We start from the raw sequence: 26,121 nt of genomic DNA on the forward strand, positions 1-26,121 counted from the left end.
ATAAAGATAATATGAAAAAAATTATCATGTAAAAAATGAAACAAAATTTTAGATAAATGAGGTTTGCGCTGGGATGTAGAATTGTGTTGAGTATGGACTGACAAATACTCAAGATGTGGATATAAAGCTTAATTACCATGAGGAGACAGCACTATGAGCAGCTTACCGACAGTCCAGATCTCTAGTCACCCTTGGTGCCTCACAAGCTAGTTTGTGGCATGAATTTAAGTAGTATCTAAAACTTTACCAATAAGAAGATTTTTCAAACATCCTCTAAGAGGTTATTTGTCAGCAACAAAATTTTTGCATAGCCTAGTAGTTAGTGTATCCAGAAGCCCAAAGCCAAACCCTTGTTTATGAAAATTAGAACTATAACCACAGGCGTTTCGCTACAATCTCCGCAGGAAATCAGCAAAATCAAACAAGTAGCCCAGTTTAATCAGCAGGCTAAAATTTTTTTTGAACAGCAAGGATATGAAGTGCAAACAACCAGAATTGCCACAAATCCTTGGGAAGAATATCTGCCAATATCAACAACAGAAGCTATTCAAGAAATTCAAGCTTTAGAAATACTCTGTCACAGCCTAAATATTAGCTTTTTTAACATTGGTTATGCCAGCCGACCGGAAACTATAGCCTTAATACCAGAGATTAACAAAAATACTTCAAGTATTTTCTGTTCTAGCAAAATAGGTGACATGGAAACTGGGCTTAATTTTCAAAATGCTTGGGAATCAGCTAAGGTAATTAAACGTATCGCCCAAGAAACTGAAAATGGTTATGGTAACTTTCGCTTTTGTGCTTGGGCAAACTGCTTACCCGGAATCCCATTTTTTCCGACTGCATATCATCTAGGTAACACATCTTTTTCTCTAGGCTTGGAATTGGCTGATTTAGTTACACAGGCTTTTTCGCAATTTCCAGATATAGAAGTTGTAGAAGAAAAGTTGCAATTATTGTTAGAAATTGAATTGCAGAAAATAGAGGCGATCGCCCAACAAATATCTGCTAAATTTGCTATAGAATACAATGGTATTGATACCTCTTTAGCACCATCTTTAGACAAGAGCAATAGTATTGCTTTTGCCTATGAACAATTGCTGCATGGTAAATTTGGTAGCCCTGGTACGCTCACAATTTCAGGAATGTTAACTCGTGTCTTAAAAAATGTTTCTGTAAAAATTTGTGGCTACTCTGGGTTAATGCTTCCTGTATGTGAAGATGTTGGTTTAGCAACCAGAGCTAATGAGCAAACCTATGATATTACAAACTTACTCTTGTATTCTGCTGTTTGTGGCTGTGGACTAGACACAGTTCCTCTTCCTGGCGAGATTTCTATTGATCAAATAGCAGCAATTTTAATTGATATAGCAACTTTAGCGATTAAACTTAATAAACCATTATCAGCCAGATTATTTCCCATTCCAAATAAAAAAGCTGGGGAAATGACTACATTCAATTCCCCATACTTAGTAGACTGTAAAATATTTGCAATAGATTAATGTTGGAAAGGTAAAATAAACAGGAATTTACTAGATAAATAATTATTCAGTTAGTAAGCTAGGCGAAGTTAACACAAACACGTCCCTAATCCCTACACCCTCATTTTGTGGTTTTATCGGCGTAGTGAAGTGGAAAAATTCGTGGTCATTAACTAATAAGAGTTCACCAGGATTTAGAACTTTACTAAAAACAGGCTTCTCTTTTTTAGCAGTATATAAATGTGTTTCTCCACCTTGAATATTTTCTCGCTTCACAGAAAATATGCCAATAAAATCAGTACCATCTTGATGGATACCTTCAGGCGCGGGATTACCCATATTCTCTGGTGAACAGGTAGTTCTAATTTGATGAACTCCTATCTCTGCTTCTGGATGCAGTTTACAGGATTCACTAAAAGCTAAAACCATCTTTTTAAAGATATCAAGCTCAACAATACCATCTTCCAATTCAGCGAATCCTCTTTTAACATCTCCTAATAAAGGGTTGTAATTCTTACTTTGGAAGAGGTAGCCATGAGGTAGTTTAATTAATTGATCCCCAGAAACGGTAAATCGAGACAATCTTCTTAAACGATACTTACCTTTGATATAAGGATCAACAGGTAGATTATTAAAAAATGGCTCGAAACCTTCTGGATTAATTGAATTTACCTTTCTGAGGGTAAAGAGAAAGGCATATTCCAATTGGGTTGATTCCCATACTTCTTGCATAGGATTTACCTGCTTATTAGGTTTAAATCCTCCGTTATTTTTCTTTATCGGAGGGTTATATTACTGAGTATATGCTACTTTTTATTAAACTGTCGTTAAATTGACTACATAAATTGACAAATTGTGATAAGGCAATAACATTTTGATTGTTCAGTACTAATGCTGTGCTGGCTAATGGTTTGGCTTGCTTATTGTATTAATACCAATTCTGTATGAAGTTGCCGATAGCGGCTTACCGCAGGCTACCGCAAAGATAGGAATAAGTGAGAGTGTGGCGCAGCTTGACAAAGAAATGGGATAAGAAGCCAAGTCTACAGGAATCATCCTTAGCTACCGCAATGCCTATTTGATTGATATCTACTTACTGTGACGAGTTCTTTATTCTTGCCAATAACTGTAATTAATCATACAAAATAAACTTAATTATCAAACAAAATATTGTTGCTTTATTAGTTTAATGATTAATAACTAATTATTTATACTAAAAACCTAGAAATATTAAAAGTTCGGCATTATAGGATACGAATATATTAGATTTAGCAATAACAAATTGTAAAAAAGTTCAGATTTAACAGACAATCAATCAATTATCATTGCATTTTATATAGCTCTTTTGTCATGCTGATTAATGTGACTAAAGTCTGATGGTAAAAAATTAAAAATGCTTTATATTAGAAGGGTCATGCATTACTTAATTATTGATGCTGTTTTGGATTAGTTCATATTTATCTAAATAAAGCTTGAAATAGTAATTAATGAACTTCTTGTTAAACATTTGTCCAAAAACATTTTAGTTAGAAAAATTTGCTCAGGCTGTCTAACAACCATAAAGTATTAGTGCATATTTTATCTAACTCACAAAATATGTCTTACTTCTGCGTGTTCAATTTCGTGATTTTTATTGAATAAAACTAAAACGGTAAATGTACTCAAAGTCAGGAAATAAAGGTATGCGGATTTTTTTAACTGGTGGCTCAGGATTTGTCGGTCGTAATTTAATCACGACTTTAGTAAAACAAGGTTTTGAAGTGCGATCGCTTGTTAAATGGGAGAATGAAATTGAGTTAATCAAAAGCTGTGGTGCTATTCCCATCTTTGGAGATATCAATGATTTCCAGGCTTTAAAGTCGGGGATGGAAGGATGTACAGTGGTATTTCATGTAGCTGCAAAGGTAGACGACTGGGGAGTTTTAGAGGATTTTGAACAAGTTAATGTATGTGGAACAGAACAAGTTATTGCAGCTGCTAAAGCAACAGGTGTTCCACGCCTCGTTTATGTGAGTACAGAAGCTGTATTGATTGGAGGAGAACCAATAATTAATGCTGATGAAACTCGACTTTTACCCACAAAGCCATTAGGATTTTACCCCCTGACAAAAGCGATCGCTGAAAAAAAAGTCATTGAAGCCAACTCAGATGCACTCACAACAGTAGTAGTTCGTCCGCGTTTTGTTTGGGGAAAAGGAGATACTACATTGTTACCACGCTTCTTGAAAACTATGCGCGAGGGAACTTTTTCTTGGGTTTCTGGAGGAAAGTATCTTACTTCTACCTGTCATGTACAAAACTTGTGTCAAGGGTTAATTTGTGCAGCAGAACGAGGTAAAGGTGGAGAAATTTATTTTATTACTGATGGTTCACCTGTAGAGTTCCGCAGTTTTATTACAGAATTAGCACGTACTCAAGGAGTTGAACCAGGTACACGCAGCCGACCACGTTGGCTCATTTGGTTCTTAGCATGGAGTTTAGAACAAGCCTGGAATGTATTCAAGCTTAAAGGTGTACCTCCAATTACTAGAACAGCTTTATCTATGATTGCTGATGAAGTTACAGTAAATGATACTAAAGCCCGACGTGAAATTGGTTATCAAACAGTAATTTCACGGCAAGAAGGATTGTTAGAAATGATTTGAAATTCTCTTGATGAGCATTAGCAAGTTCACCCGAACTCTAACACTTAATTTTCAAAAATTCTTGAGTCAAAAATCAATATTAATGTGAGTTCTATGAACCTCTAACTAACCCCTCTCCGGTGCGGAGAGGGGCTTAAATATTTTTATGTACCTCTGCTTCAGACGACTTTATTTTTTTATTGCTGAGGGACTTCCAGAAATTAAATTATTCAACCATCAACCATCAAAGATATTGCGAAGAATTTTTTTCCCCCTTTGCGCTCTTGCTCCCCTGCTCCCTCTGCTATCCCTCATGATTGGATATTTTTTTAGTTGGAAGTTCCTTATCCTGCTTTTTTCGCCTACCTTGCTCATCACCTGTATGAACCTAGGTCGTTTTGCCTTAATTATTTTTATTTCTTTAGAGCCGTACTTTTCGGTATAACTAGCAAGTAACATAATAGTTGATATTTGCTAGTCAAATATAAAAACTTATGGCTATTTTTAATACTCCGTCTCGCGCTCAGTCTTCTGCTTTGAACACTTTATGCCAGTCATTTTCTCAAAAAATTAGTATTGCAGTAATCTTGATTGGCTGTGTTGTAATTGTGGGTTGGATAAAAGACATTACAGTTCTCAAAAGCATTTTGCCAGGATGGGTGGCAATGAAAGCAAACACAGCTATATGTTTAATTTTAGGAGGAATGTCTTTATGGCTGTGGCATGAGCATTCGACAATTGGTGTAACACGCCGTGCTGCTCAAGTTTGTGCTGCCTTAGTTTTAGTAATTGGTCTGTTAACGTTGATGCAGTATGCTTTCAACTTAAACCTTGGCATTGACCAAATTTTCTTTCAGACTAGCATTGACCCGTTAGGTGATACTGCTCCTGGTCGAATGGCAGTTCAAACCGCATTTATTTTTGTGTTGCTTGGCTCAAGTTTACTGCTGTTGAGTCTGACTCAACCCAAGTATTTTGTAGCTCAGATATTTGCAGTCATCGCATCTTTTATCTCTGGGATGGGTCTTTTAGGCTACATTTACGGCAATGCATATTTGTATAAATTTGGTTCTTTAACATCAATTGCAATACATACAGCCATTGCATTTCTCTTACTAATTTGTGGAATTCTGTTTGCCTGTCCAAATCGAGGGTTAATGATAGTCGTCACTAATAAAAATGCCGGCGGAATGATGGCCAGAAATTTATTACCAGCTGCAATTTTGTTACCGCCAGTGATATGCTGGCTGGTTTTATTTGGCTATCGAATGCAGATTTATACTGCGGAATTTGGTTTATGTGCCTTAAGCGTGTTAAATATTATTGTCTTTGCAGTGCTGATCTGGTGGAATGCCCGATCGCTTAACATTATTGATCATCAGAGGCAGCGATCGCAAATCGCACTCAAAAAAGCAAATGAAGAGTTAGAACTTAGAGTTACCTTACGCACTAACGAGTTATTAAGAACTCTGGAACAATTACAAAGTGAAATTGCCGAACGCCAAGCCATAGAAAAAGCTCTTTTTCAAGAAAAAGAACTAGCTTTAGTTACTTTGCAATCTATTGGGGATGGGGTAATTACAACCGATGCCAATGGTTTAATTCAATATCTTAACCCGGTTGCTGAAAACCTGACTGGTTGGAACCTCAGCGAAGCCTTAGGTATGCCTTTGGCGCAAGTCTTTCAGATTATTGATGAAATTAGCCGCGAAACGGCAGAAAACCCAGTAGAAAAAGTTTTACATTCTGGTGCGATTTATGGTTTAGCCAACCATAGTGTCTTAATTACTCGCAATGCTAGAGAACTATCTATTGAAGATTCTGCCGCACCAATTCGTACCAGCGACGGCCAAATTATTGGTGTAGTGCTGGTGTTTCACGACGTTACCCAAAGCCGCAATATGTCACGTCTATTATCTTGGCAGGCTAGTCACGATAGCTTAACTGGGCTGTTTAACAGACGCGAGTTTGAAAGCCGCCTAGCCCAAGCTGTAACTAACGCTCAGGCTGATGGGGAAACACACGCATTGTGTTATTTAGATATAGACCAATTCAAAATTATCAATGATACTTGCGGTTATGTCGCTGGTGATGAACTATTGCGTGAAGTTGCTAGTTTATTTCAAAAACATCTAAGTTCTTATGACACTTTTGCACGTTTAGGCGGAGATGAGTTTGGTATTTTATTTAATAACTGTTCTCTAGATACAGCAGTATTAATTGCTAATAAGCTAAGTGAAGTTGCCAAAAAATTTCGGTTTGTGTGGAAACAGGATAAAATTTTCAATTTGAGTGCCAGCATCGGCTTAGTTGAAATCAATGCATATACTCAAAATATGAATACTGCCTTAAGTGCTGCCGATGCAGCTTGCTATGTAGCGAAAAATCAAGGGCGTAATCGTGTACATATGTATCAAGCTGATGATCTGGAGTTAGCAAAACAACATGGTGAAATGCAATGGGTAGGAAGAATTACTCAAGCATTAGAAGACAATCGTTTTCGGCTGTATTATCAGTCTATTGTGCCTGTAAACCGCACCAAATCATTAACAAAGCATTACGAAATTCTTTTACGGCTGATAGATGAAACGGGTAAGTTAATATCACCAATGGCGTTTATCCCAGCCGCAGAACGCTACAATCTGATGCAAACTATTGACCGTTGGGTGATTCACACGTTTTTTACTAATCTGGCACAATGCGGAAATTCTCAATGTAATAATTGTCTGGCATATCACAACACGCATGGCTGTTTATATACAATTAACCTCTCTGGCGCAAGTATTAATGATGATCAATTTATTGATTTTGTGTGTAGCCAATTTGAATTATATCAGATACCACCTCAGGCAATCTGCTTTGAAATTACTGAAACTGTCGCTATTAAAAACTTGAGTAAAGCTGCTGTATTTATTCGCTCACTAAAAGAATTTGGTTGCTGTTTTGCCTTAGATGATTTTGGCAGTGGAATGTCTTCTTTTGCTTATCTCAAAAATTTACCAGTTGATTATTTAAAAATTGATGGTAGTTTTGTTAGACATATTGTAGAGGAACCGATTGATTTAGCAATGGTAGATGCAATCAATAAAGTTGGTCAAGTAATGGGGCTTCAAACCATTGCCGAGTATGTCGAAAATAAAGCTATTTTAGAAGTAATTCAAAACCTTGGGGTCAATTATGCCCAAGGTTATGGTGTTGCTAGACCTGCTCCTTTCTTTTTCAATTGAATTAAATAGAATGCAGGATAACCAGTCCACCGCGCTGCCTCCCCCTGATCCTCTGCCCCCTACGGACTATTTGTATCAAACTTAAAGTGAAACGTTATAAAGGCTAGTGTGGCGATTTAAGTTTGTTTTAATGTGTTAAAGGGAATGATAAAGATATACCCAGGCATTGTTAACTTACAAGAGCCAGCCATCTATGTCTTTCCCCATTATTCGCAATTTCATTCGTCGTACCCCTTTACAGGCTGTTTTAATTGTGCCGTTTGTGCTGCAAATATTTGTAGCAGTGGGGTTAACGGGATATCTGGCGTTGCGGAATGGGCAAAAAGCTGTTGATGAGTTAGCCCAGCAATTGCAATGCGAAGTTGCAGACCGCGTTGATCAGCATTTGGATACTTATTTAGCATTGCCGCATCAGATCAATCAGTTAAATTTAGATGCCATTGAACGAGGAATGCTCAACCTCACAGACCTTAAAAGTGCTGGGCGTTATTTCTGGAAGCAATCTCAAACTTTCCCACAAATTAGCTTTGTTGGCTACTACTTGCAAGATAATGCTGGGGTAGGAGCAGGGCGTTGGTTAAAAGGTCACGATATTGTGATCTCTGTGCATCGGGGTGGCCAGCTGAAAGATTTGAGTTATGCTACCGATAATCAAGGAAATCAGACGAAACTTGTCTATGAAACAGACTATGAAGCAATAGCTGATCCTTGGTATGTCGATACAGTCAAGGCAGGTAAACCAATTTGGAGCCGGATTTACGCCGCAGAAGGATTTGATAATTATGTAGCTGCTTCTGCGAATACGCCAATTTACGATCAAAACCATAAGCTTTTAGGTGTATTGAGCATTGATTTGCTGCTTTCGCACATTTCCGAATTTTTGCAACAGATTCGAGTCAGTGCTTCCGGTCAAGTTTTTATCCTAGAACGCAGTGGACGTTTGATTGCTAGTTCTAGCAATCAAGCTATAGTCTTCAAAAAGAACGACCAACTGGAACGTTACAGCATTTACGATCACCCTGATCCATTGATGCGAGGAATTGCTCTCCAATTACAACAAAAATTTCAGGCTCCAGGAAAAATCCAGTCTACTCAACATTTTGATTTTTTGATGAACGGACAGAGAAGGTACGTGCAGGTGAGTCCGTGGCGTGATCAGTTTGGTCTTGATTGGCTAATTGTTGTTACTATGCCAGAGTCAGATTTTATGGCGCAAATTAATGCTAATACTCAAATTACCGTACTGCTGTGCTTGAGTGCATTAGCGATCGCTACTTTGCTGGGTATCCTCACATCTGGCTGGATTACGCAACCGATATTAGCATTAAACCAAGCCTCCAAAGCGATCGCAGATGGCAACTTAAATCAACAGGTAATTACTAGTCGAATTCAAGAACTAGAAGCACTAGGAAAATCTTTTAACCAAATGGCTGCCCAACTGCAAATATCATTTACCGCCTTAGAGGGCATCAATGCAGAATTAGAAGATCGTGTTGCACAACGCACCCAAGAGTTGAGTTACAAAAATACCCAACTTAATCAAACTCTGGCAGAACTAAACCGTACTCAGACTCAGATGATTCAAGCTGAGAAAATGTCTGCACTTGGACAGATGGTGGCAGGTGTGGCACATGAAATCAATAATCCCGTTAACTTTATCTATGGCAACCTGTTTCACATCAACACCTACATAAAAGATTTAATGTCCTTAGTAGAGGCTTATCAACAGTATGTGTTGAATCCTCCACTAGCTATCCAAAACAAGATAAAACAGATCGATCTTGAATTTTTGACTCAAGACCTGAGCAATCTATTACAGTCTATGCAAGTTGGGGCAGAACGTATTCGTGAAATTGTTTTGTCTTTACGCAATTTTTCCCGACTCGATGAAGCCGAATTAAAAGCGGTCGATTTGCATGAAGGGCTAAATAATACACTGTTGATTTTGCATCACCGCCTTGAGGCAACTGCAAATCGTCCAGCGATTGAAGTGATCAAAGATTACAGCGAGCTGCCGCTAGTAGAATGTTATGCTGGACAGATGAATCAAGTTTTTATGAATCTGTTAACCAATGCGATTGATGCTCTTGAAGAATCGCATTCAGGAAAAACTTGGCAAGCAATTGAGTCTAATCCTCAAATTATTCGCATTTCTACTGCACTCAAAGACAGCAATTACGTCCAAATTACCATTGCAGATAATGGGATTGGTATTCCAGAAGATGTGCGATCGCTAATTTTTAATCCCTTTTTTACGACCAAACCCATAGGCAAAGGAACAGGTTTAGGACTTTCTATCAGCTATCAAATCATTACCGAAAAGCATCACGGTAAACTTGAGTGTGATTCTACTCTTCAACAAGGCACCAAGTTTTATATTGAAATTCCTGTAATTAGTGTTTATCCTCACCTATGACTTAGACCGTTTCACTTTAAGTTTGATACAAATAGGCCTAGGAAACTACGCCATTTGCCGAGCCATCAATTGAGTAAATAATCCCTCAACTGTAACTAGTTCATCAAAGCTGCCTTGTTGGACAATCCGACCGGCTTGGAGTACATAAATACGGTGAGCTTTGCGGATAGTACTTAGACGGTGAGCGATCGCAATCCGCGTCACTTGTAACTGTTCTAGATTTTGGCTGACAATAGCTTGGGTTTTATTATCTAAAGCACTGGTAGCTTCATCAAAAAGCAGAACTTTGGGTTTTAATGCCAAAGCACGGGCAATTAGTAATCTCTGGCGTTGTCCCGCAGAAATATTACTAGCACCTTCGCTAATTACAGTGTACATTTGCATTGGCATGGCTGCGATATCATCTGCTAAACCAGCCTGACGGGCTGCTTCCCAGGCTTCATCTAAGGTGAGTGGAGTACCACAAGCAATATTTTCAAAAATGGATGTAGAGATTAACTGACCATTTTGTAAGACCACACCCAACTGGCGACGGACTGCATCTACATCTAATCGTGCTAGGTCTTGACCATCGTAGTAAATTTTACCTGCTGTGGGAGATTCAAATCCTAGTAGCAAGCGGAAAATAGTTGATTTACCACTACCAGAAGGGCCGACAATGGCGATAAATTCACCTGGTTGAGCAGATATATTCACATCATTTAAAGTTAGCAGCCCAGCTTGACGGTAACGGAAATTGACACGTTCAATCACAATTTCGCCCCTAATTTGCCCAGGATCGCTTTTAGTCGCATCAACTTCGGGAATTGTAGCCAGAATTGGCTGGGTACGTTTCCATTGGGGGATTACAGGCAAAACTTCTGTAACTGTACTACTGAGGTCTGTTGTACCCTTGAGAAAGTTACTCAAAGCTGCATTGAAAGCTAAGTAAGTCCCTAAAGATAGGGCAATTTCGCCGGAACTGGGGTTCGGCTGCATCAGTCCGGCGGTAAACCAAAAAATCAAGCCAGAAGTGATGTTGGGCATAACTGTATTAAAAATAGCTACAGTATCTTCCACTTGTTGAGTGCTGAGTTCTAGCTTGATTTGCCGATTGTAGTTTTGAATCCAAGTTGCAAAAGCACGCTCTTGAGCGCCAGCAATATGCAGTTTAGAAATGCCATTAATTAGTTGTACTGTTTGTCCCAGAATATTTCCTTGTAATTCCAGCAACCGAGGAACCTTACGCAGCAAAATTAAACTAGCAACAGTGGTGACAATTAGTATAACTATGGTGACAGCAACGGCAACTAAAGCTAATTTGGAGTTGTAATAAAATAATTGTCCTAAATAAAATAAGGCGAACAAACTGCTAATTAAATTAATCAGAGTTCTACCACTCAGTTGACGGCGGATAGTACTAATTGATGAGACACGAGACTGAAGATCGCCAATTGTATATTCTCGAAAAAAGGATAAAGGTAAATTTAACAACCGATCCCATACGGCTGCTTGGGTAGCATCGTCGCCAGCCGTTTCTATTCGCAGTGTAGCCAAACCTTGAGCTAAAAGAAATAAAGCTGTGCCAAGACTAGCAATTAGTAACCCAAAACCGATTTGTACTAATAATATTTTGTTGCTGTCAGGTATGGCATTATCAATAATCATGCCTGTGCAGTAGGCGGTGAGCATTCCTATAAGTGTCACACCAACGCCAGTCCCTAAGATAACTGTTAAATCTTTAGCACGACCTTTAAAAGCAAATTGCAGTAACTCCCAAGCTGTCAGGGCGTGATTGGGCAAAGACCGATAAATTGTGTAAGCGATGGGAGCGAGTGTATCCGCAATGCGTCGTGTCACAGGTACACGACATCGCTCTACAGGATCAAGCAGTTGGTAGCTATGGGGCGAAAGCGGTAACAGGGCTACTGGTTGATTTTCTTGTTGGGTGTAGGCGACTAAAGGGCCGCTATCTTTTTGCCACCATTTACCTGTCAAAGTCACCCGACGTATACGTATGCGTGAGGCTCTAGCGATCGCTTCTAATGGTTCCACAAAGCGTTGATATGCCTGTGAATTCACCGGGGGGCGGATTTTGATTCCCAAAACTCTACCCACAGCACCAGCCGCCGTTAATAACGGTGTGCTTTCAAACCCAAAGTCCTGGACTTGGGGATTCAAGGTTGAGGCTAGTTCCCGTAAGGCTTTGTCTGTGGTTTGGTGACTGTGCTGTTGGCGATCGCGCAATCGCAAAATCTCCGTTTGCGCTGCTTGTTGGTCTAAAAGGTCGATACAGTTCAGAACTTGAGTATGCAGTTGGGACAATCCTGTTAGTAAGATATCTGCATTACCTAAGTCAGTCGTTTGATAAACTACCAGTTCTGCCTCAGCAGCCGATTCTAACCAGATACAATCACAAACAGGAAAAATACCTGTAGTTGTGGTCACAGGTAATTCTGCCATGCCTAAAAAGTGTGCCGTTCCTTGTTGCAGTTTTACCCAACGGATCATCCCTGCTTGAGGTTGGCAATTTTCACCATGCGTGAGGGTAATTGTTTCTTTGCCTACCAATACCCTGTGGATTTTGGGCATAGGCACTTGAGCAACTATATTACCTAATTGCGTCACCCAATTTTCTACCCAGGCAATTGCTCGCATATCTGCATCGGCAATCAATTGGGCGAAACGTTCTTGGTCTACTTGCAGCAATTTAGTTTCACCAATCGGGACTGCCAAAATTTGCCGCTCGGTTTGAGGTGCAGTTCCAAACAAGGCACCCTCTTTTTCAACACTGCCTAGATAACGACGAGTTCCTGCAACCTCGCCATTTTTCACGGTGACCACAAACAATGCGATCGCTCCAGACTGAACTACCCATAATTTTTCCGGATCGTTCAGCAGCATCGGTTCATTGCCGTTGACGATGTAAATTTGTCCAGATATAGCCATTTTAATAATTGATAATTAGTAAAAAATTTTTTTTATAAAGCTTCGCCTTCGGTGCGGAGTAATTGTGAATACACCCCTTCCTGATGCCACAATTCTTGGTGTCTGCCTCGTTGTACTACCTTGCCGCGTTGTAAAACAATAATTTCATCACAGTCGCGGATTGTACTTAAGCGATGGGCAACAATAATACAAGTGCATCCACGCCGCCGGAGATTTTCATCAATGATTTTTTCTGTTTCCACATCTAAAGCACTGGTGGCTTCATCGAGAATCAGTACAGAGGGATTATTCACCAAAGCGCGGGCAATTTCTAGCCTTTGTCTTTGACCTTGACTTAAATTGGCAGCACCTTCGCTGAGTGTGGCATCATATCCTCCAGGTAGGGAGGATATCACATCTGCGATCGCTGCATCTTCACAAGCTGCAATTAAATTCTTTTCCGGAATTGTCCCATCCCAGAGAGTTAAATTTTCTCTGACAGTACCGCTAAACAATTGAATATCTTGTTCTACCATCCCGACAGAGTTAATCATTAACTCATAGGTAATTTGGCTGCGCGGTTGACCATCAAAATAAATCTCTCCTTCCCAAGGTTGATAAACTCCTGCAATTAATTTGGCAATTGTAGACTTACCAGAACCACTACCCCCTACCAAAGCAATGCGCTGTCCGGGTTTAATTGAGAGATGAAAATTGGCAATCACTGGTGGGTCGGCGGAACTATAGCCAAAAGTGAGATTTCGTAACTCAACGTAACCCTGCAATTTAGGTACAGTAGTGGTTAAAGTTCCTTGAGTGATTTCTTTGTGTGCTAATTGCGGATCTATAGGATTGTTGAGAACATCATCTAAGCGAATTAAATTACCTTCTAGTTCTTGCAGAGTCGCACCAAAATTGAGCAGATTATTGATTGGCTGCTGAAAACTCTGCATCAAGCCTTGAAAAGCAACCAACATCCCAATGCTGAGATGTCCATTCATCACCCGGAAACCGCCGACGACTAACAACAGCATCACCGAAAGACCAGATAGTAACTTGGGTAATACTAAAAAAATTTGGTTAGTCACCCCTAATTCCTGTTGAGAATTGAGAGCTTTGGTGTAGTAACCAGACCAACGACCAAAAAAATCAGATTCTAAACCAGAAGCTTTGAGAGTTTCGATATTTTGCAGACCTGCTATAGATGCACCCGCAGCCTTACCATATTCTTGGATCAAGCGTTGATTTGCATCTACGCGCTGACGAGAAATTTTTTGTAATACGAAAATATTAACGATCGCAAAGCTAACTACAATTACCGTTAGCACCCAGTCATATTGCACCATGACTAGAGCATAAAAAAATACCATCATCGCATCAATTAAAGTCGTCGCCAACTGTCCAGAAAGCACCTGTGCGACTTGATCGTTAAGATTAATGCGATTGCTAATTTCTCCGGCAAAACGTTGAGAGTAAAAACTTACAGGTAAACGCAGAATATGCCAGAGAAAACCACTAGACATCGAAATTGCTAGTTTAATTTTCAGACGGCGCAGATAACGCAAGCGCAGTAAAGTCAGCCATCCTTGAATGATCGTAGTAATTGCGATCGCCAGCAGTAAAGGACGTAACCAGAACTGCCGTTCTTGAATTAAAATATCATCTACAAAAATTTGACTGAATACAGGTATTATTAACCCAATAATTGTCAGGAAAAATCCCACAATCATGGCATAAAATAAAGCACCCAGCGACCCTTGCAGCCGCTTCCAAAGCGATAGAATCGGGCTGGGTTTATCTCCACCTTTGACAAAATCCGGGCCTGGTGACATCGCTAACACCACTCCCGTATATGCCTGATCAAATTCCTCGATAGAGATAGTACGTGATCCGGAAGCAGGATCATTTATATATACGTGAGAACCGCCAAAACCCTCAACAACTACATAGTGGCTGAAGTTCCAAAACACAATATATGGAGGCGGCAACTTTTGTAGTTCGTCTAGGTCTTTTCTATAGCCTGTAGCTTGTAAACCATAGTTTTTAGCGGCTTTCACCATGTAAGAAGCTTTACTACCATTGCGAGAAACGCCACACTCCCGACGTAGTTCTGGCAAAGGTACATACCGACCGTAATAACTTAAAATAATTCCGACAGCCGCAGCACCACATTCAACGGCTTCCATTTGCAGCAACGTCGGTGTTCTGACACGTTTACCTCTACCTAACAGGAGTTGTTGCAGATATATCACTAAAGGAGTCTTAATAAATGCCACTCACAGACCTCAAAATTGGGAAAATAAAGGTAATGGGCGCTCGTTCTTCTACCGTTACACGTACCACTGTAGTAGTTCCAGAAGAAATTTTGAGTTGGGGGCCAGCTGAAGAAGACCATTTGTAGCCACTGGCAGTTTTGGGATCTAATTCTAGATTGCCCAATACTTGCAGTACACCATCTTGCTTGTTGGATACCAATCCTGCTGCTAATTCCGGATTCCCCACCTCTTTGGCGACTGCTTCTTGAGTAATCGGAAATGCGGAGACATTCGCCACATTCCCAACAATACCGCCAAAGCGTTCTCGCTTCACAGTTTGGGGTGTAATTTGCATCTGCATTCCTGGTTGAATTTTCTTCCCATCGGCGATGGGAAAATAGGTGATACCCACCAGTTGGCTATTAGGGTTTTCCGCGTCTATGCTGGCTAAACGAGTTCCCGCAGATATAACTTCACCAGGGTTAACCGTGATTTCCAAAATTCGTCCAGAAACTTGGCTAATAATTTGGCTATTTTTTTGCAGTTCTAGTTCTAATTGGGAAATATTACTTTTAACTTCTTGAATTTCTTTGGTGCGTAAGGTGGCTTCTTGGAGGTTTTGTTTAGCCAGATTGGATTCTTGACTATCCAATGTTTTTAAATCAGCCTGTAGTTTAGCAATTTGATTTAAGTTATTGAGATAAGATTGTTCTGTATTAGTTTCATCAACTTCCAGCTTTTGCAGTTCGGAGCGGATACTCGCAATTTCATTTAGGTTGTTAATATATTTTTCTTGACTATCATTTTCTCTGACTTCCAGTTCTTTGAACTGAGTTTCTAGTTGCGCTATATCTTCTACTTTTCGCAAGTATTCTTCTTGAGCTTGTACAAATGTATCATCTGAAATCACTTTCTGTTCTAAAAGCGATCGCCGACTCTCGACTCTTTTATTTAGCAGTGGTAGTTGTGCTTTCGCCGCTTGAATTCGCTGCTGAAAAGCTTGACGCTGCTGGAGGAGGGATTCACGATTTGTTTTTTGCAGGATGGGAACTAAAGCTTCCAACTCTTTGATTCTTTGCTGGAGTTGGCGACGTTGTTTGGCAATAGATTGTTGGCTTTTCGTCCTTAAAATCGGAGTTAGTGTTTGCAACTCTCGAATTTGTTGTTGGGCATTTTGACGTTGTTGCTCAATAGTTTGTTTTGTTTGGATATTTTCTTTGCCTTGCAATGAACTAACAGCTTTATCTTGGCTCATTAACGAAGCTAGTTTATATTGCTGTTGTTGCAATTGCTTTTGCATTTTAGATTGGTCAATAATTGCTAAGATATCTCCTTTTTTAACCTTATCTCCTACTTTGAAATTCAATTGCATTAATTGTCCAGAAGTTTCTGATTGCAGTGCAATTACTTTACTGGGATAAACCAGTACTCCTTGACCTTCAATAGTGATAGGAATGCGGCCAAAAATACCCCAAATGAAAGTAGCTGATACCAATAACCCTAAAGATGTCAGGGGTAGCCAGCTTTGAGGGCTGACCACTTGTATCAGCTGATCTAATCTTTCAGGTGAAGACAAACGCTCCAGTGATTCTTTTCTAAATAGATTGCGCTTTTGAGCTAACATTTATATTCAACTTTATAAAACTTATAGACAAAATCAATTCGTAACTTATGACTTACGGGAAAAGACTCTCAAATAGGAAACAGGCAATAGGGAACAGGCAATAGGGAATAGGGCAATAAGATAAGAATAGTGTTTCTTCTATATTTTGCTGGCGAGGATGCTTATATTTGATTTTTTTCAAAAATCAGTATATTGTTACCTATCTTCTTTACTGTTGCCTATTGCCTATTGCCTGACTACATCATTGCCTGTTTAAATTAATTTCAAAGTACCTCTGCTTTCGTCAATCGAATTCAAGTAAGGCGACCAACGATTTCTGACAAATGCCACCATAGATTTATGAAAAGATGGTACAGTCCAAATTCCGTGAGGAATATTTGCTTTCAGTTGACGTTCACAAGCTTCAGCATAGAGGCTAATAATCCGCCCCATTTTCTGCAAATCTTCTCTGACAAAACTACAGGTGTAGCGTATGGTATCGGGAGCAATCCGATGGTTAATTACCCACCCTACTACTTGCCCTTCATAACGCAAACCTAAACTATTCAATGGTTCTAAATTGTCTTCATAATTAAAAGGAACCAAGTCTTCAGGAATCCAAGGCTGGGTTTGCTGTTGCTGTAGAATAGCCTGCCGTTCTTGTGGAGTGATTTCTTGCCAAGGGAAGATACTATAGGAGCTAGGAAGGCGACTGTATCTTTTGAGCCAATTAGCTTCCATGACTTTATCGGCTTCGCCTCTGCAAACCAATGTGCGGGTTTGGGGTGGTGTCCAGTTGCGCTTTTCTAACAGATGTTCTAAAGCCCTAGTTGTCGGCTTTCCTGTGGTGTAACTTAGCTGAATTATCTTACAGCCTCTTGATTGTAATTCTGTTTCTACACGGCTGAGTAAGGCAGTACCAACGCCCTTACCCCTGTTTTCCATAGCAACGAATATAGAAAATATAATAGCGATGCGGTCTTGAACAATTTGTGCCAGAACTAAACCAATTGGTTGTTGATTTTTAGTAGCCCCAATTGCCACAATCCTATCGTCAGTATCTAGCTTGTGCAGTAAATATTGATAACTGGGGAAAGTCATCCATTCATATTCATTTGCGGTAGAGTTATTTAGGAGATTTAATTGATACATATGTCACCTTTTACCAGTGAATTTGCCAACAGTTTTGATATTTGATCCCGTGACCTTGAAGCGTAATTCTTTCGTCGTTTGGTTGTAATTTTGTGGCTGGAGCAATTTGATGCACTGCATAACCAGAATGCATTACTAAATTACCTACTTGATAGGGATAAAAAGTTTTGTCGCGCTGACTGGCTAATTTTTCTAGTTCTAAATTGCTCAGTTTCTTGGCTTCTTCATACTGCACATCCCAAACATTTAGCCCTCCCCCATGTTCTGGCAAGTTAATTGTGAGGGTGAAAGAAATAGGATGGTTAAAATCTACTTCTGGTGAAGGTTGCCAGTGAAACATATAGGACTTATCAAAATGAATTGAGCCTACAGGATGAGTAAATGCTGGGTGCGATAAGAAAATATGGAATCCTGGTAAAGCTAAATTGTCTGGATATGTGATGGGTGCTTGCAAATATTCTGCCAGGATTTCTGCCAAGCGATCGTATAACCAGCCGAAGCGATCGCGCAAAATAGAGTTATGGTGTTTTACTTCTTTGTAGTACCCCTGTTTGTCTTGCGGTACATCAATATAACTAGCCAATCCCAATGTATAGAAAGGTAATAGAGGATGTCTTTGAATCCACTTTTCTTTTAGTTCGTGTACTGTCTGATAAACTTCTTTTGTTTCTGCGTTTGTTAGCAATTCAATTTCAGTGAGCATACACTTTCCTTTCACACCGCCGTTACTTGTGATAAAGCCTCTATTTGAGCAATATTTGGATAGTTAGCTTTTGCAAAATCAATCAATAATATAATTCTTGGACTATCACTGCGATTCCAGGCTTCATGCTCCACCGTATCGTCAAAAATAAAGATATCAATATAATAATTAAGCTAAAATCTAATTTACTCCCCACTCCCTACCGCTACGAGTGTTTATAAATTAAATAAAACTGCCATATCTGCACAAAATAATGATGAATAGCCAGGAGGATAATCCTCCCAGCAGTTCTCATTCAGTAGAAACGGAAAGTTGAAAGTTCAAGAATGTTGAGGCTTTCAACTTTTAACTCTTGTTAGTTAGTTCATTAACTCTGGCTATGAGACAGGTACTAGCAAGCACTACCCCAGCAGCTGCTGATCAATACACAGAATGTAAATCTGGTGTCAGAAGGACAGCTACGACCTTTACCACCAGCTACGGCTTCTAAATCGGCTTCGCTGAGTTCTGTATTCACTCTAGAACGTTGCTCGTTGATGAAAGTATTGACATCATCTGTTGAGAAAGAGTAGCCATTTTCTGCGCCTAGACGTACTGCGGTTTCTGCAAAGTTCTCTGGGCTATCCACAGCACCTAGTTGTGCTTGCAGTTCTTGGCTATTTTGAATCAAGGTGTAGAAGTTTTGCAGATTTTGCTTGTTCATGATAGAGTGTCCTTTGTGATGATTAGAGTTTAGTCAGGCAGCATAGGGGATGAGGATGTAGTCGCTTTATTCCTTTTTCCCTGTTTTGCTTTCCGAATAATCTTATAGTATTCAATTTTTTTTGTAGTCACAATCACATATTTTTAGTTAATAAATCCCAATTTTTTAGGTTAGTGACAAAAAAAGTTTAGTTAGAGATTAATCTAATTTTTAATTGGCTATGTAGTAATTAAAGGCTTTCGATTTCAATAAAAATAAGGCGACAAATTTATTTTTAAATTTGCGCCTTTAATCTAATTAAAGATGATGTATTAATATCTTGCTAGCTGTGTTAAGCCAAGAAAAAAATAAAGTCTGTAGGTTGGGTGGAGCGCAGCGTAACCCAACAATTATGTTGGTTTCCACTACGTTACACCCAATCAACTAAAACTAATTATTCAATAAAGATAAAAACTGTTTTGGAAAGTCTTCCCAGTGAACAACATCATTAGCAATTTCTTGCTTAATTATGGCAGCATTGGGCAAATGAAGTTGATTACATATTTTCACTAAATCAATAACTGTGGTATACCACAGCAAAGGCACTTGACTACGGCCTGCTGCTAGAAATTGAGATATTAATTCTATCCCGTTGGCAAGATTACTATTGAATAATGCTTGCTTCATGCGTAACCAGTAATAAGCTGGAGGATAGGTTTCTATCGCATCATCAAATTCTAAGTTGATGTATTCGGCAATGATTTTCCATAATTCTTGCCCCTCTTGAAGGTTTTTACCTGCTAAAATTAGAGCAATTTCATTAGTTACTAAATTAAAGGTAATAGAAATAACTTCTGGCGGTAAATTCGCTATGAGGTGAACATCCCAAGAGACTGGGAAGGGTAAGTTTTCTGATTTACCTTCTAAATAGGCTAACAGTTGGCTACCTAGTTTAACCGCTTCTTTAATTCTTCCACCCCTAGCTTCAGAACGGACTAAATTTTGTACAAGGTGAAGACGGTGTGCAAATAGAACTTGATAGCCATATTCTGTTTCTAACACTGCATCTGTAATAATGGCTTCTGTAATATGTGACCAAGCTTGAGCAAAATCACTACGCCGATAATCAAGGTAGGCTTCGGCTGCTGCTTGGAAGGATTTATATAACAAATTAACTTCAGCAGATACCTGATTAATATCCCAAGTGGTGCGTACTTTTTCCATCAATTGCTCGGCGGTAGCAATGTCGCCTTGACGAGCAACATTTAAAGCTTGAGAGCGAGCTTGATTAATCCGATTTAGCAGGAATTTTTCTTTAACTGAGAAACGCTTGTCAATTATATTAAATAATTCATAGCTGATTAGTTGGTTAACTTTATCGCCATCTCGGTGTGTCATAGCACTAGGTTTTATAGAACCTAATTTATAGTTTTTGAAAGCAGTTTCACTAAGTTGATAATATAATCTATCAAAAGATGCTTCTACTTCACTAATGCTATTTATAATAGTCATATTTTTTGGATTAGAAATCAAAATTACCTGTAGCAAATAAAAATTATGATGGGTTTACAGATTTGCTAATTCTGAAGCTCATCCGACAATAGTTTTACTAAATGATATATAAATAAGTCTACTCTTTATTACCCAACTCTCTGAGCATTTTATAAATCAAATAGGATTGCTATATTAATAATAGTATGTAAACAAATTAAACTAGACAATTCCATATTTTTAGCTATTAAATCCCAATTTTTTAGATACTTCATTTGTGTTTTAGAGTATGTTGTTTTGCTAGCCAATTTTCTAAGGAATTGCGTCGCTTTTGCGCTATTATTGCTTTGGTTTTGGCATCAACTGCCTGTTCGGAAGGGAACAAGTTAACGACTTTAGCTGTAAGAATAAACTTTGTGCCGCGTTTAATTACGATAGGAATGGATGAATTATGCACTTCCCAAATATTTAAAGGTCGAGGGTGACGTAATGTAGATTCGTTCCATTCTATGTCTTGAGCGTTGGAGTGTTGCTGAAGGATGTGGTAACAGCGATTAACCTCAACAGCAACCTTTGTAAAATTCAACATTTCTGCTTCTATCTGTATAGCCAGAGCGTTAATTTTATGTGCTAGAGTTTCTAATTCTTGAATTCCTTGTATGACTTTTTCTTGAGAAGTATGTTCTTGTTGCTTTTGCACTAATAAATCTTGTGCATATTTTTCCAATGCATCTACCTCTGATTCTAATTGAGCGATCGCACTTTCTAGAGTGACGAATTCAACTTGGGTTGGGAGTTTGTATTTGTATTTGATAGCAGTGTTTTTGTTTTTAACAAGTGTCAGACTAGAATGAACCATATTTAGTTCCCAAGGGACTTCATCAAAGTGTGTCAGCAACAGCAACACCTATATCTTTAAACCAACCACAAACTCCCATTTTCCGAATTATTGCGAAATCTTAATGTTTGAGCAGCCTTCGGTTCCCCAGCAACCCTTTTTATTGCCACAACAACACAGAAGGCAGAATTTCTGGATAAGCTAACCGCAACAGTTGATAACCAATACCAGCCGCGCCTTGAAAGAAGCAAGGATGAAATACAGAGTTAGGTAAATTGCCAAAAAACTGATAGTTACCTGTTTTATTTGCTTGCTGTACTGACATAGTTGCAAGTTCTAGCGCATATTCATACCACTTTGTATGAGAAAGCTTTTGGGCTGCTACTAAGAAAACTTCACTACGACCTAAGTTGCCACAGCAGATTTGGTCTATACTTTGCAAACCTGTCTTATGAGTAGTTTGTAATGCAACTTCGATATCAGAGAGAATTTCTTCTGTCTGCTCAATTGACAAGCCTCCTAATCTTCCCAAAGCGATACCAGGAGCGCCATGACACCAAGTTGACCAAAAAACTGGGGGGGCTGATGGATTATTAATCGGGGTAATTTCTTGCCAGTTTCCAGCATTAGGATGGAAAAAACTATTTTCGTAAGCGATCGCTTGACGCGCTGCTTCTAAATAGGTGCGATTATCAGTCACAGCATAAAGCCGCAACAGTGCATAGGCAATGCCAGCCGCACCATGAGAGTAACCAGTTAAAGGTTTATTAGCTGTGTCTTGTAACACGTAGGCAGATTGACAATAATTGAGCAAATGCTCGCCACACTCCATTGCTCGCTGTAAGGTTAATGTATCTGATGTTGTTTCATACAGAGCCAATAGAGATAAAATCGCTCCGGCTGCACCACCAACAATATCAAATTTGGTATCTTTAGCGATCGCGGCGGGTGTGAGCAATTTAACAAGTTGCCGCACCTCCTCTTGTAGCTGGGGTAATTCTAAGAATTGGCTAATTTTGACCAGAGAGTAAATGATGGAAGGCAACCCTGTAGCACCACCAATACCCATATTCTCGGCTTGGGAATGATCTACTAGCAATGACTTTTGTACTAGTTGGATGCTTTTTAAAGCTAAGTCACGAAACTCGGTATTACCAGTACAACGAGCTAAAGCGGCAAAGAATAAAGCAATTCCGCAATTGCCATCATATAAGTTATCACCTAAAGGTTGAAGTTGATAACGTTCTGTAGCCAGGTCAAAGTTTAACCCAATCCAAGTGAGACTACCATCAGTACCAGCGATCGCACGTTTGGCGATCGCCTTAGCAATTTCCTGCGCTTCTTGCACCAACTGTTCGGATGTCAATGCAGATATATCTTGTGCAGTTTCTCTAGAATCAACCGTTTCAGTTTGCATATTTTTTGCAACTCTGGCATAGAAAGCCAACTGAATAATCCCTACCTGCACAGCCAAATTTGCTTCGCTGAATTTTTGCAATCGAGTTAAAACATCGTTTAAGCTAGGCTGTTGAAAGTACTCAACAATCTTTTGTGCTTCATTTAAAGCTAGAGTATCACTACCAGTTGTAGCGTTAAAGTAGGGAACATCTAACTGTTCTACTGCCCTCAGTTCAGCCGCCAAAATCTGCCATGCTAAAGGCTTTTTCTGAGGGAATAGAAAAGCTCTACTCAGAAAGTCAGCCTCTATACTCCAATCGCGTCCATCGCTGAGGAATTGTGGAGATAAAGCATTGTTCAATATCCTGCCGTAAATCCTCGTGGGACGGAAAATAAATCTTACCTGCTGAGAACGAAAGGCCGCGAGGACACTATCAGACTCTAACAGAGCTTCTCTATGACTCACCAGAAAACGATACATTTGCTCAAATCCAGTGACTAATTCATCTATATAATCGTTCGGTGATAATAAAGCTCCATACAACATAGGGATGTTTTTTTGCAAAGGTCGGTTCATGTTCTCAAACCCTTGCTGCATATCATCCGTATTGATAAACTTCCATACGGGCATAGGGATAGGTGCTGGTTGACTTTCAACACTACCTAAACCGCTCAAGTCAAAAGCCACAGAATGATCGGCGCTAAAATCCCACATTGGCAACATCCCTGTAGTCAAGACTGAATCTGAAAGTTGGTCTGTGGCTACAGAAGCTGCTGTTTGTTCTAACAATTCTTCCATCGCTTTTGCTTGGTGGTGCAAGACTGTTTCCATATCAATCAACACCAAATGTTCACCGCAAGCGATTAAATTTTCATAATGACAATCGCTAGCCCCTAATAAATATAAGAGGCAGAGCAACATCCCCGCTCTGATGTAAAAACGTTTTGCAGCCGCTTCATCTTCGCAAGGTTGTTGTTCTACATATTCCACCCAACCGTAGGTCTGACGACTCAAAATTTTCAGTATTTTAAAGTTTAATTCAGATGCTTCCAGCCCTAGAGATTTGCTAAGTTCTAGGTTTTGATTGCACCACTCTAAAAACTGACAGTATGTAACTTCTAAATCTAGATTTTTGGGCTTGTAGATTAGTTTTAATCCAGATGCAAAAGTTAAAGAAATAACTGATTGATTCTGATTATGCAAATCAGACAAACCAGATTGAAGCTCTATAACTTTACCAATATTACTATTTTCGCCAAATAACTGTTTTATGTTGAAAAAATCTTCATTTAACCTTTCTATAAATTTTGCTGTTGTTTCCACCCAAAATTCAATGGTCGTTACTACAAATCTGCTTAATACAGGATATTTTTTAAACAATCCCATTAACCCATCAGCTAGTAATCTTTCTACAAAAGCCTTGTACTGTTCTGTATTATTAATAGATGAGCTACTTTTGATAATCAGATTTAGTAAATTTTTACCTAGAGGACGAGAATGAGAAAATTCAAAATCTAGAGTTTTGGCAGTTATATTAGCTAATCTTTGCAGTAAAGATTGCTCTAAGCTTAGGTAAGCTGATTCTGTGAGTGAATGCAGTGGTAATGAATCAGAGCCTAAACGCCGGAGCAATTTCTGTCTTGCTACACCACATAAAGGTAGTAATACATCTTCAAAAGGATAAGGATGATCTGGATTTATCGGAGTTGGATATATAAGTTGTCCGTTAAATTCCAAGACTGTTTGAATAATCTCACTCAGAGTATTTGCCCATTCTGGCAAAGTTTGACTATCAAATATTGATTCTGTTCCTAGGATATAATTGACACTCTCAGAATCCCATTCATCCCACTCTAGGCGTTTTTGAAATTGTTGCCAGTTACCTTGGGCGGCAACTTGGCACCAACGAGCCAGACGTGTGTTTGTTTCTGCTTCGTTGAGTTTAGTGCTTGGCTCTGGAAAAGATGGCTGATTTAAACGTTCAGATAAAAATCTAGCTTTACCGACAATTTCTGCTATATCAGAGTGCTTGACTGTTGATTTGGATGGGATGGTAATCATGAATTAAGTCCTCCAGTTTTAAAAAATAATTCCCGTAGATGTATATAGATGTGATTGAGCAAATCCTATTTGATATTGTGCAAAGAGGATATTCGAGGCATTAACAATGCTTTTTTACATATGAGCAAAGAGACTCATTTATACAGTTTCATCTCTTCAATGATTTTGTAGACAAAGTTTTGAGGAAGTTGCGTTTTCTGACGCTGCTCTTTTCTCCACACTTGCGGAGTAGTTTTATGATATTGACGAAACTGGCGGAAGAAGTGGCCTTCATACTGATAGCCAACAGCCTCAGCAATTTGATTTATGGAATGGTCTGTCTCTAAAAGTAAGGTACGTGCTGCTAGCATCCGACGTTCAACAATCCAATGATTCACAGGTTTACCTGTGCAACGCCGCACTAAATCAGTGAGGTAAGCTGCTGAATAGCCAACTGACTGGGCTACATCACACAGGGTAATTGGTTGATGATAATTAGCCTCAATAAAATCAAAGACAGCACTCAACTGAGGGTGGTTAGAGAATCTTGATTTCATATCTGCTAGATTCGCTGTGTCAACCCAGAGTGGTAATGTCGTGGTTGGATGTTGTGTAGTTTTCGGTTCTAAGGATAAATGTTCTACAGGGTATGCAAAATTGCTATTAGCCATATCTGGCTGAGTTTGGTAGCTCTCATGAAGTGAAATAGAGCAACATTCAGCACCTTGATGCCCCATATAGGTAATAGTGATTTCCAGTGAACAATTTTGGCCTGTCTGAGTTTGATATGAACCTTCAAAATATAAAGAACCTTGCTGTTGGAGCTTTGTCCAATACTTTGACCAAACTTCTACCAAGCTTTGTAATTTGAGGTCTTGCAGAGTCAGAGAAGCTATTTCCTGATGAGAGTAGCCCAAAAATTTACACGCAGTATCATTAGCATAGAGGATTTGTTGATCTGCCCTTACCCATAAAACTGCATATGCCGCACGTTCTGGCAACAATTTACTTATATGCAGATTGTGTTGTGACGATTGCCATTTTGCTTGAAGGTTATGTTGTTCTATAGCCCATTCGTTTGAAATCTTATTCGTCATACAGATATTTATGTATTAAAGCAAATTAACACTTTAAGTTCCACAACTTTGTTGTTTTTTGGTATCCACGTCAACAATCAAATTAGGATGTGGATATTACGAAAATGTAGAAAATTAGGAAACAAAAGTTTTATCTACACTTATTGCTACACCAAATTTAAAACATATTCCGCACGGCTACTCGGATTTTGTACCTAACTCAGTAA

16 protein-coding genes are annotated in these 26,121 nt (G+C 39.1%); 4 read left to right on the top strand and 12 right to left on the bottom strand.

The window, feature by feature from the left end; all coding sequences use genetic code 11:
* The first annotated feature begins 356 nt into the window (after positions 1-356).
* Positions 357-1,502, top strand: coding sequence for a DUF711 family protein (locus H6G76_RS00185; RefSeq protein WP_190694073.1), 1,146 nt, complete (start codon positions 357-359; stop codon positions 1,500-1,502).
* A gap of 42 nt (positions 1,503-1,544) precedes the next feature.
* Here the strand turns inward: H6G76_RS00185 and H6G76_RS00190 are convergent, their stop codons facing one another.
* Entirely contained in the window at positions 1,545-2,213 is a 669-nt protein-coding gene (locus tag H6G76_RS00190; protein ID WP_190694076.1) for a 2OG-Fe dioxygenase family protein, read from the bottom strand.
* Between the two features lie 950 nt (positions 2,214-3,163).
* Between H6G76_RS00190 and H6G76_RS00195 the strand changes: the two genes are divergently transcribed.
* From H6G76_RS00195 to H6G76_RS00205, 3 genes are all read left to right on the top strand, one after another.
* On the top strand, positions 3,164-4,126 hold the full coding sequence (locus H6G76_RS00195; protein WP_190694077.1) for an NAD-dependent epimerase/dehydratase family protein: 963 nt from the start codon (positions 3,164-3,166) through the stop codon (positions 4,124-4,126).
* Positions 4,127-4,599: 473 nt separating this feature from the next.
* The gene (locus H6G76_RS00200) at positions 4,600-7,332 is read left to right on the top strand and encodes an EAL domain-containing protein (protein ID WP_242056273.1); all 2,733 of its coding nucleotides are present in this window, start codon (positions 4,600-4,602) and stop codon (positions 7,330-7,332) included.
* 193 nt (positions 7,333-7,525) lie between these two features.
* A complete protein-coding gene (locus H6G76_RS00205; RefSeq protein ID WP_190694080.1) occupies positions 7,526-9,748 on the top strand; it encodes an ATP-binding protein in 2,223 nt (740 codons plus the stop codon).
* A 45-nt stretch (positions 9,749-9,793) separates the two neighbouring features.
* Here H6G76_RS00205 and H6G76_RS00210 read toward each other — a convergent pair whose 3' ends face one another.
* The 11 genes from H6G76_RS00210 to H6G76_RS00260 all read right to left on the bottom strand — a co-directional run bounded on the left by H6G76_RS00210 (position 9,794) and on the right by H6G76_RS00260 (position 25,915).
* Entirely contained in the window at positions 9,794-12,676 is a 2,883-nt protein-coding gene (locus H6G76_RS00210; RefSeq protein ID WP_190694082.1) for an NHLP bacteriocin export ABC transporter permease/ATPase subunit, read from the bottom strand.
* A 32-nt stretch (positions 12,677-12,708) separates the two neighbouring features.
* The gene (locus tag H6G76_RS00215; protein ID WP_190694767.1) at positions 12,709-14,841 is read right to left on the bottom strand and encodes an NHLP family bacteriocin export ABC transporter peptidase/permease/ATPase subunit; all 2,133 of its coding nucleotides are present in this window, start codon (positions 14,839-14,841) and stop codon (positions 12,709-12,711) included.
* A 76-nt stretch (positions 14,842-14,917) separates the two neighbouring features.
* Entirely contained in the window at positions 14,918-16,534 is a 1,617-nt protein-coding gene (locus H6G76_RS00220) for an NHLP bacteriocin system secretion protein (RefSeq protein ID WP_190694084.1), read from the bottom strand.
* A 252-nt stretch (positions 16,535-16,786) separates the two neighbouring features.
* Positions 16,787-17,665 (bottom strand): GNAT family N-acetyltransferase, encoded by an 879-nt coding sequence (locus H6G76_RS00225; protein WP_190694086.1) that lies wholly within the window; start codon positions 17,663-17,665, stop codon positions 16,787-16,789.
* Between the two features lie 10 nt (positions 17,666-17,675).
* Positions 17,676-18,368, bottom strand: coding sequence for a hypothetical protein (locus tag H6G76_RS00230; RefSeq protein ID WP_190694088.1), 693 nt, complete (start codon positions 18,366-18,368; stop codon positions 17,676-17,678).
* A gap of 11 nt (positions 18,369-18,379) precedes the next feature.
* Positions 18,380-18,529: an aspartyl/asparaginyl beta-hydroxylase domain-containing protein gene (locus H6G76_RS00235; protein ID WP_190694769.1), complete on the bottom strand. Its 150-nt coding sequence runs from the start codon at positions 18,527-18,529 to the stop codon at positions 18,380-18,382.
* 230 nt (positions 18,530-18,759) lie between these two features.
* Positions 18,760-19,071, bottom strand: coding sequence for a Nif11-like leader peptide family RiPP precursor (locus H6G76_RS00240; protein WP_190694094.1), 312 nt, complete (start codon positions 19,069-19,071; stop codon positions 18,760-18,762).
* Positions 19,072-19,500: 429 nt separating this feature from the next.
* Positions 19,501-20,562 carry a hypothetical protein gene (locus H6G76_RS00245; RefSeq protein ID WP_190694096.1) on the bottom strand — a complete coding sequence of 354 codons (1,062 nt, stop codon included), beginning with the start codon at positions 20,560-20,562 and terminating at the stop codon, positions 19,501-19,503.
* Positions 20,563-20,812: 250 nt separating this feature from the next.
* Positions 20,813-21,400 (bottom strand): hypothetical protein, encoded by a 588-nt coding sequence (locus tag H6G76_RS00250; RefSeq protein WP_190694098.1) that lies wholly within the window; start codon positions 21,398-21,400, stop codon positions 20,813-20,815.
* 139 nt (positions 21,401-21,539) lie between these two features.
* The gene (locus tag H6G76_RS00255) at positions 21,540-24,839 is read right to left on the bottom strand and encodes a type 2 lanthipeptide synthetase LanM family protein (protein WP_190694100.1); all 3,300 of its coding nucleotides are present in this window, start codon (positions 24,837-24,839) and stop codon (positions 21,540-21,542) included.
* 134 nt (positions 24,840-24,973) lie between these two features.
* The gene (locus tag H6G76_RS00260) at positions 24,974-25,915 is read right to left on the bottom strand and encodes an AraC family transcriptional regulator (RefSeq protein WP_190694102.1); all 942 of its coding nucleotides are present in this window, start codon (positions 25,913-25,915) and stop codon (positions 24,974-24,976) included.
* Between the last annotated feature and the right edge of the window lie 206 nt (positions 25,916-26,121).

Origin of the sequence: Nostoc sp. FACHB-152 (assembly GCF_014697475.1) — a bacterium.
Taxonomy (GTDB): Bacteria; Cyanobacteriota; Cyanobacteriia; order Cyanobacteriales; family Nostocaceae; genus Nostoc_B.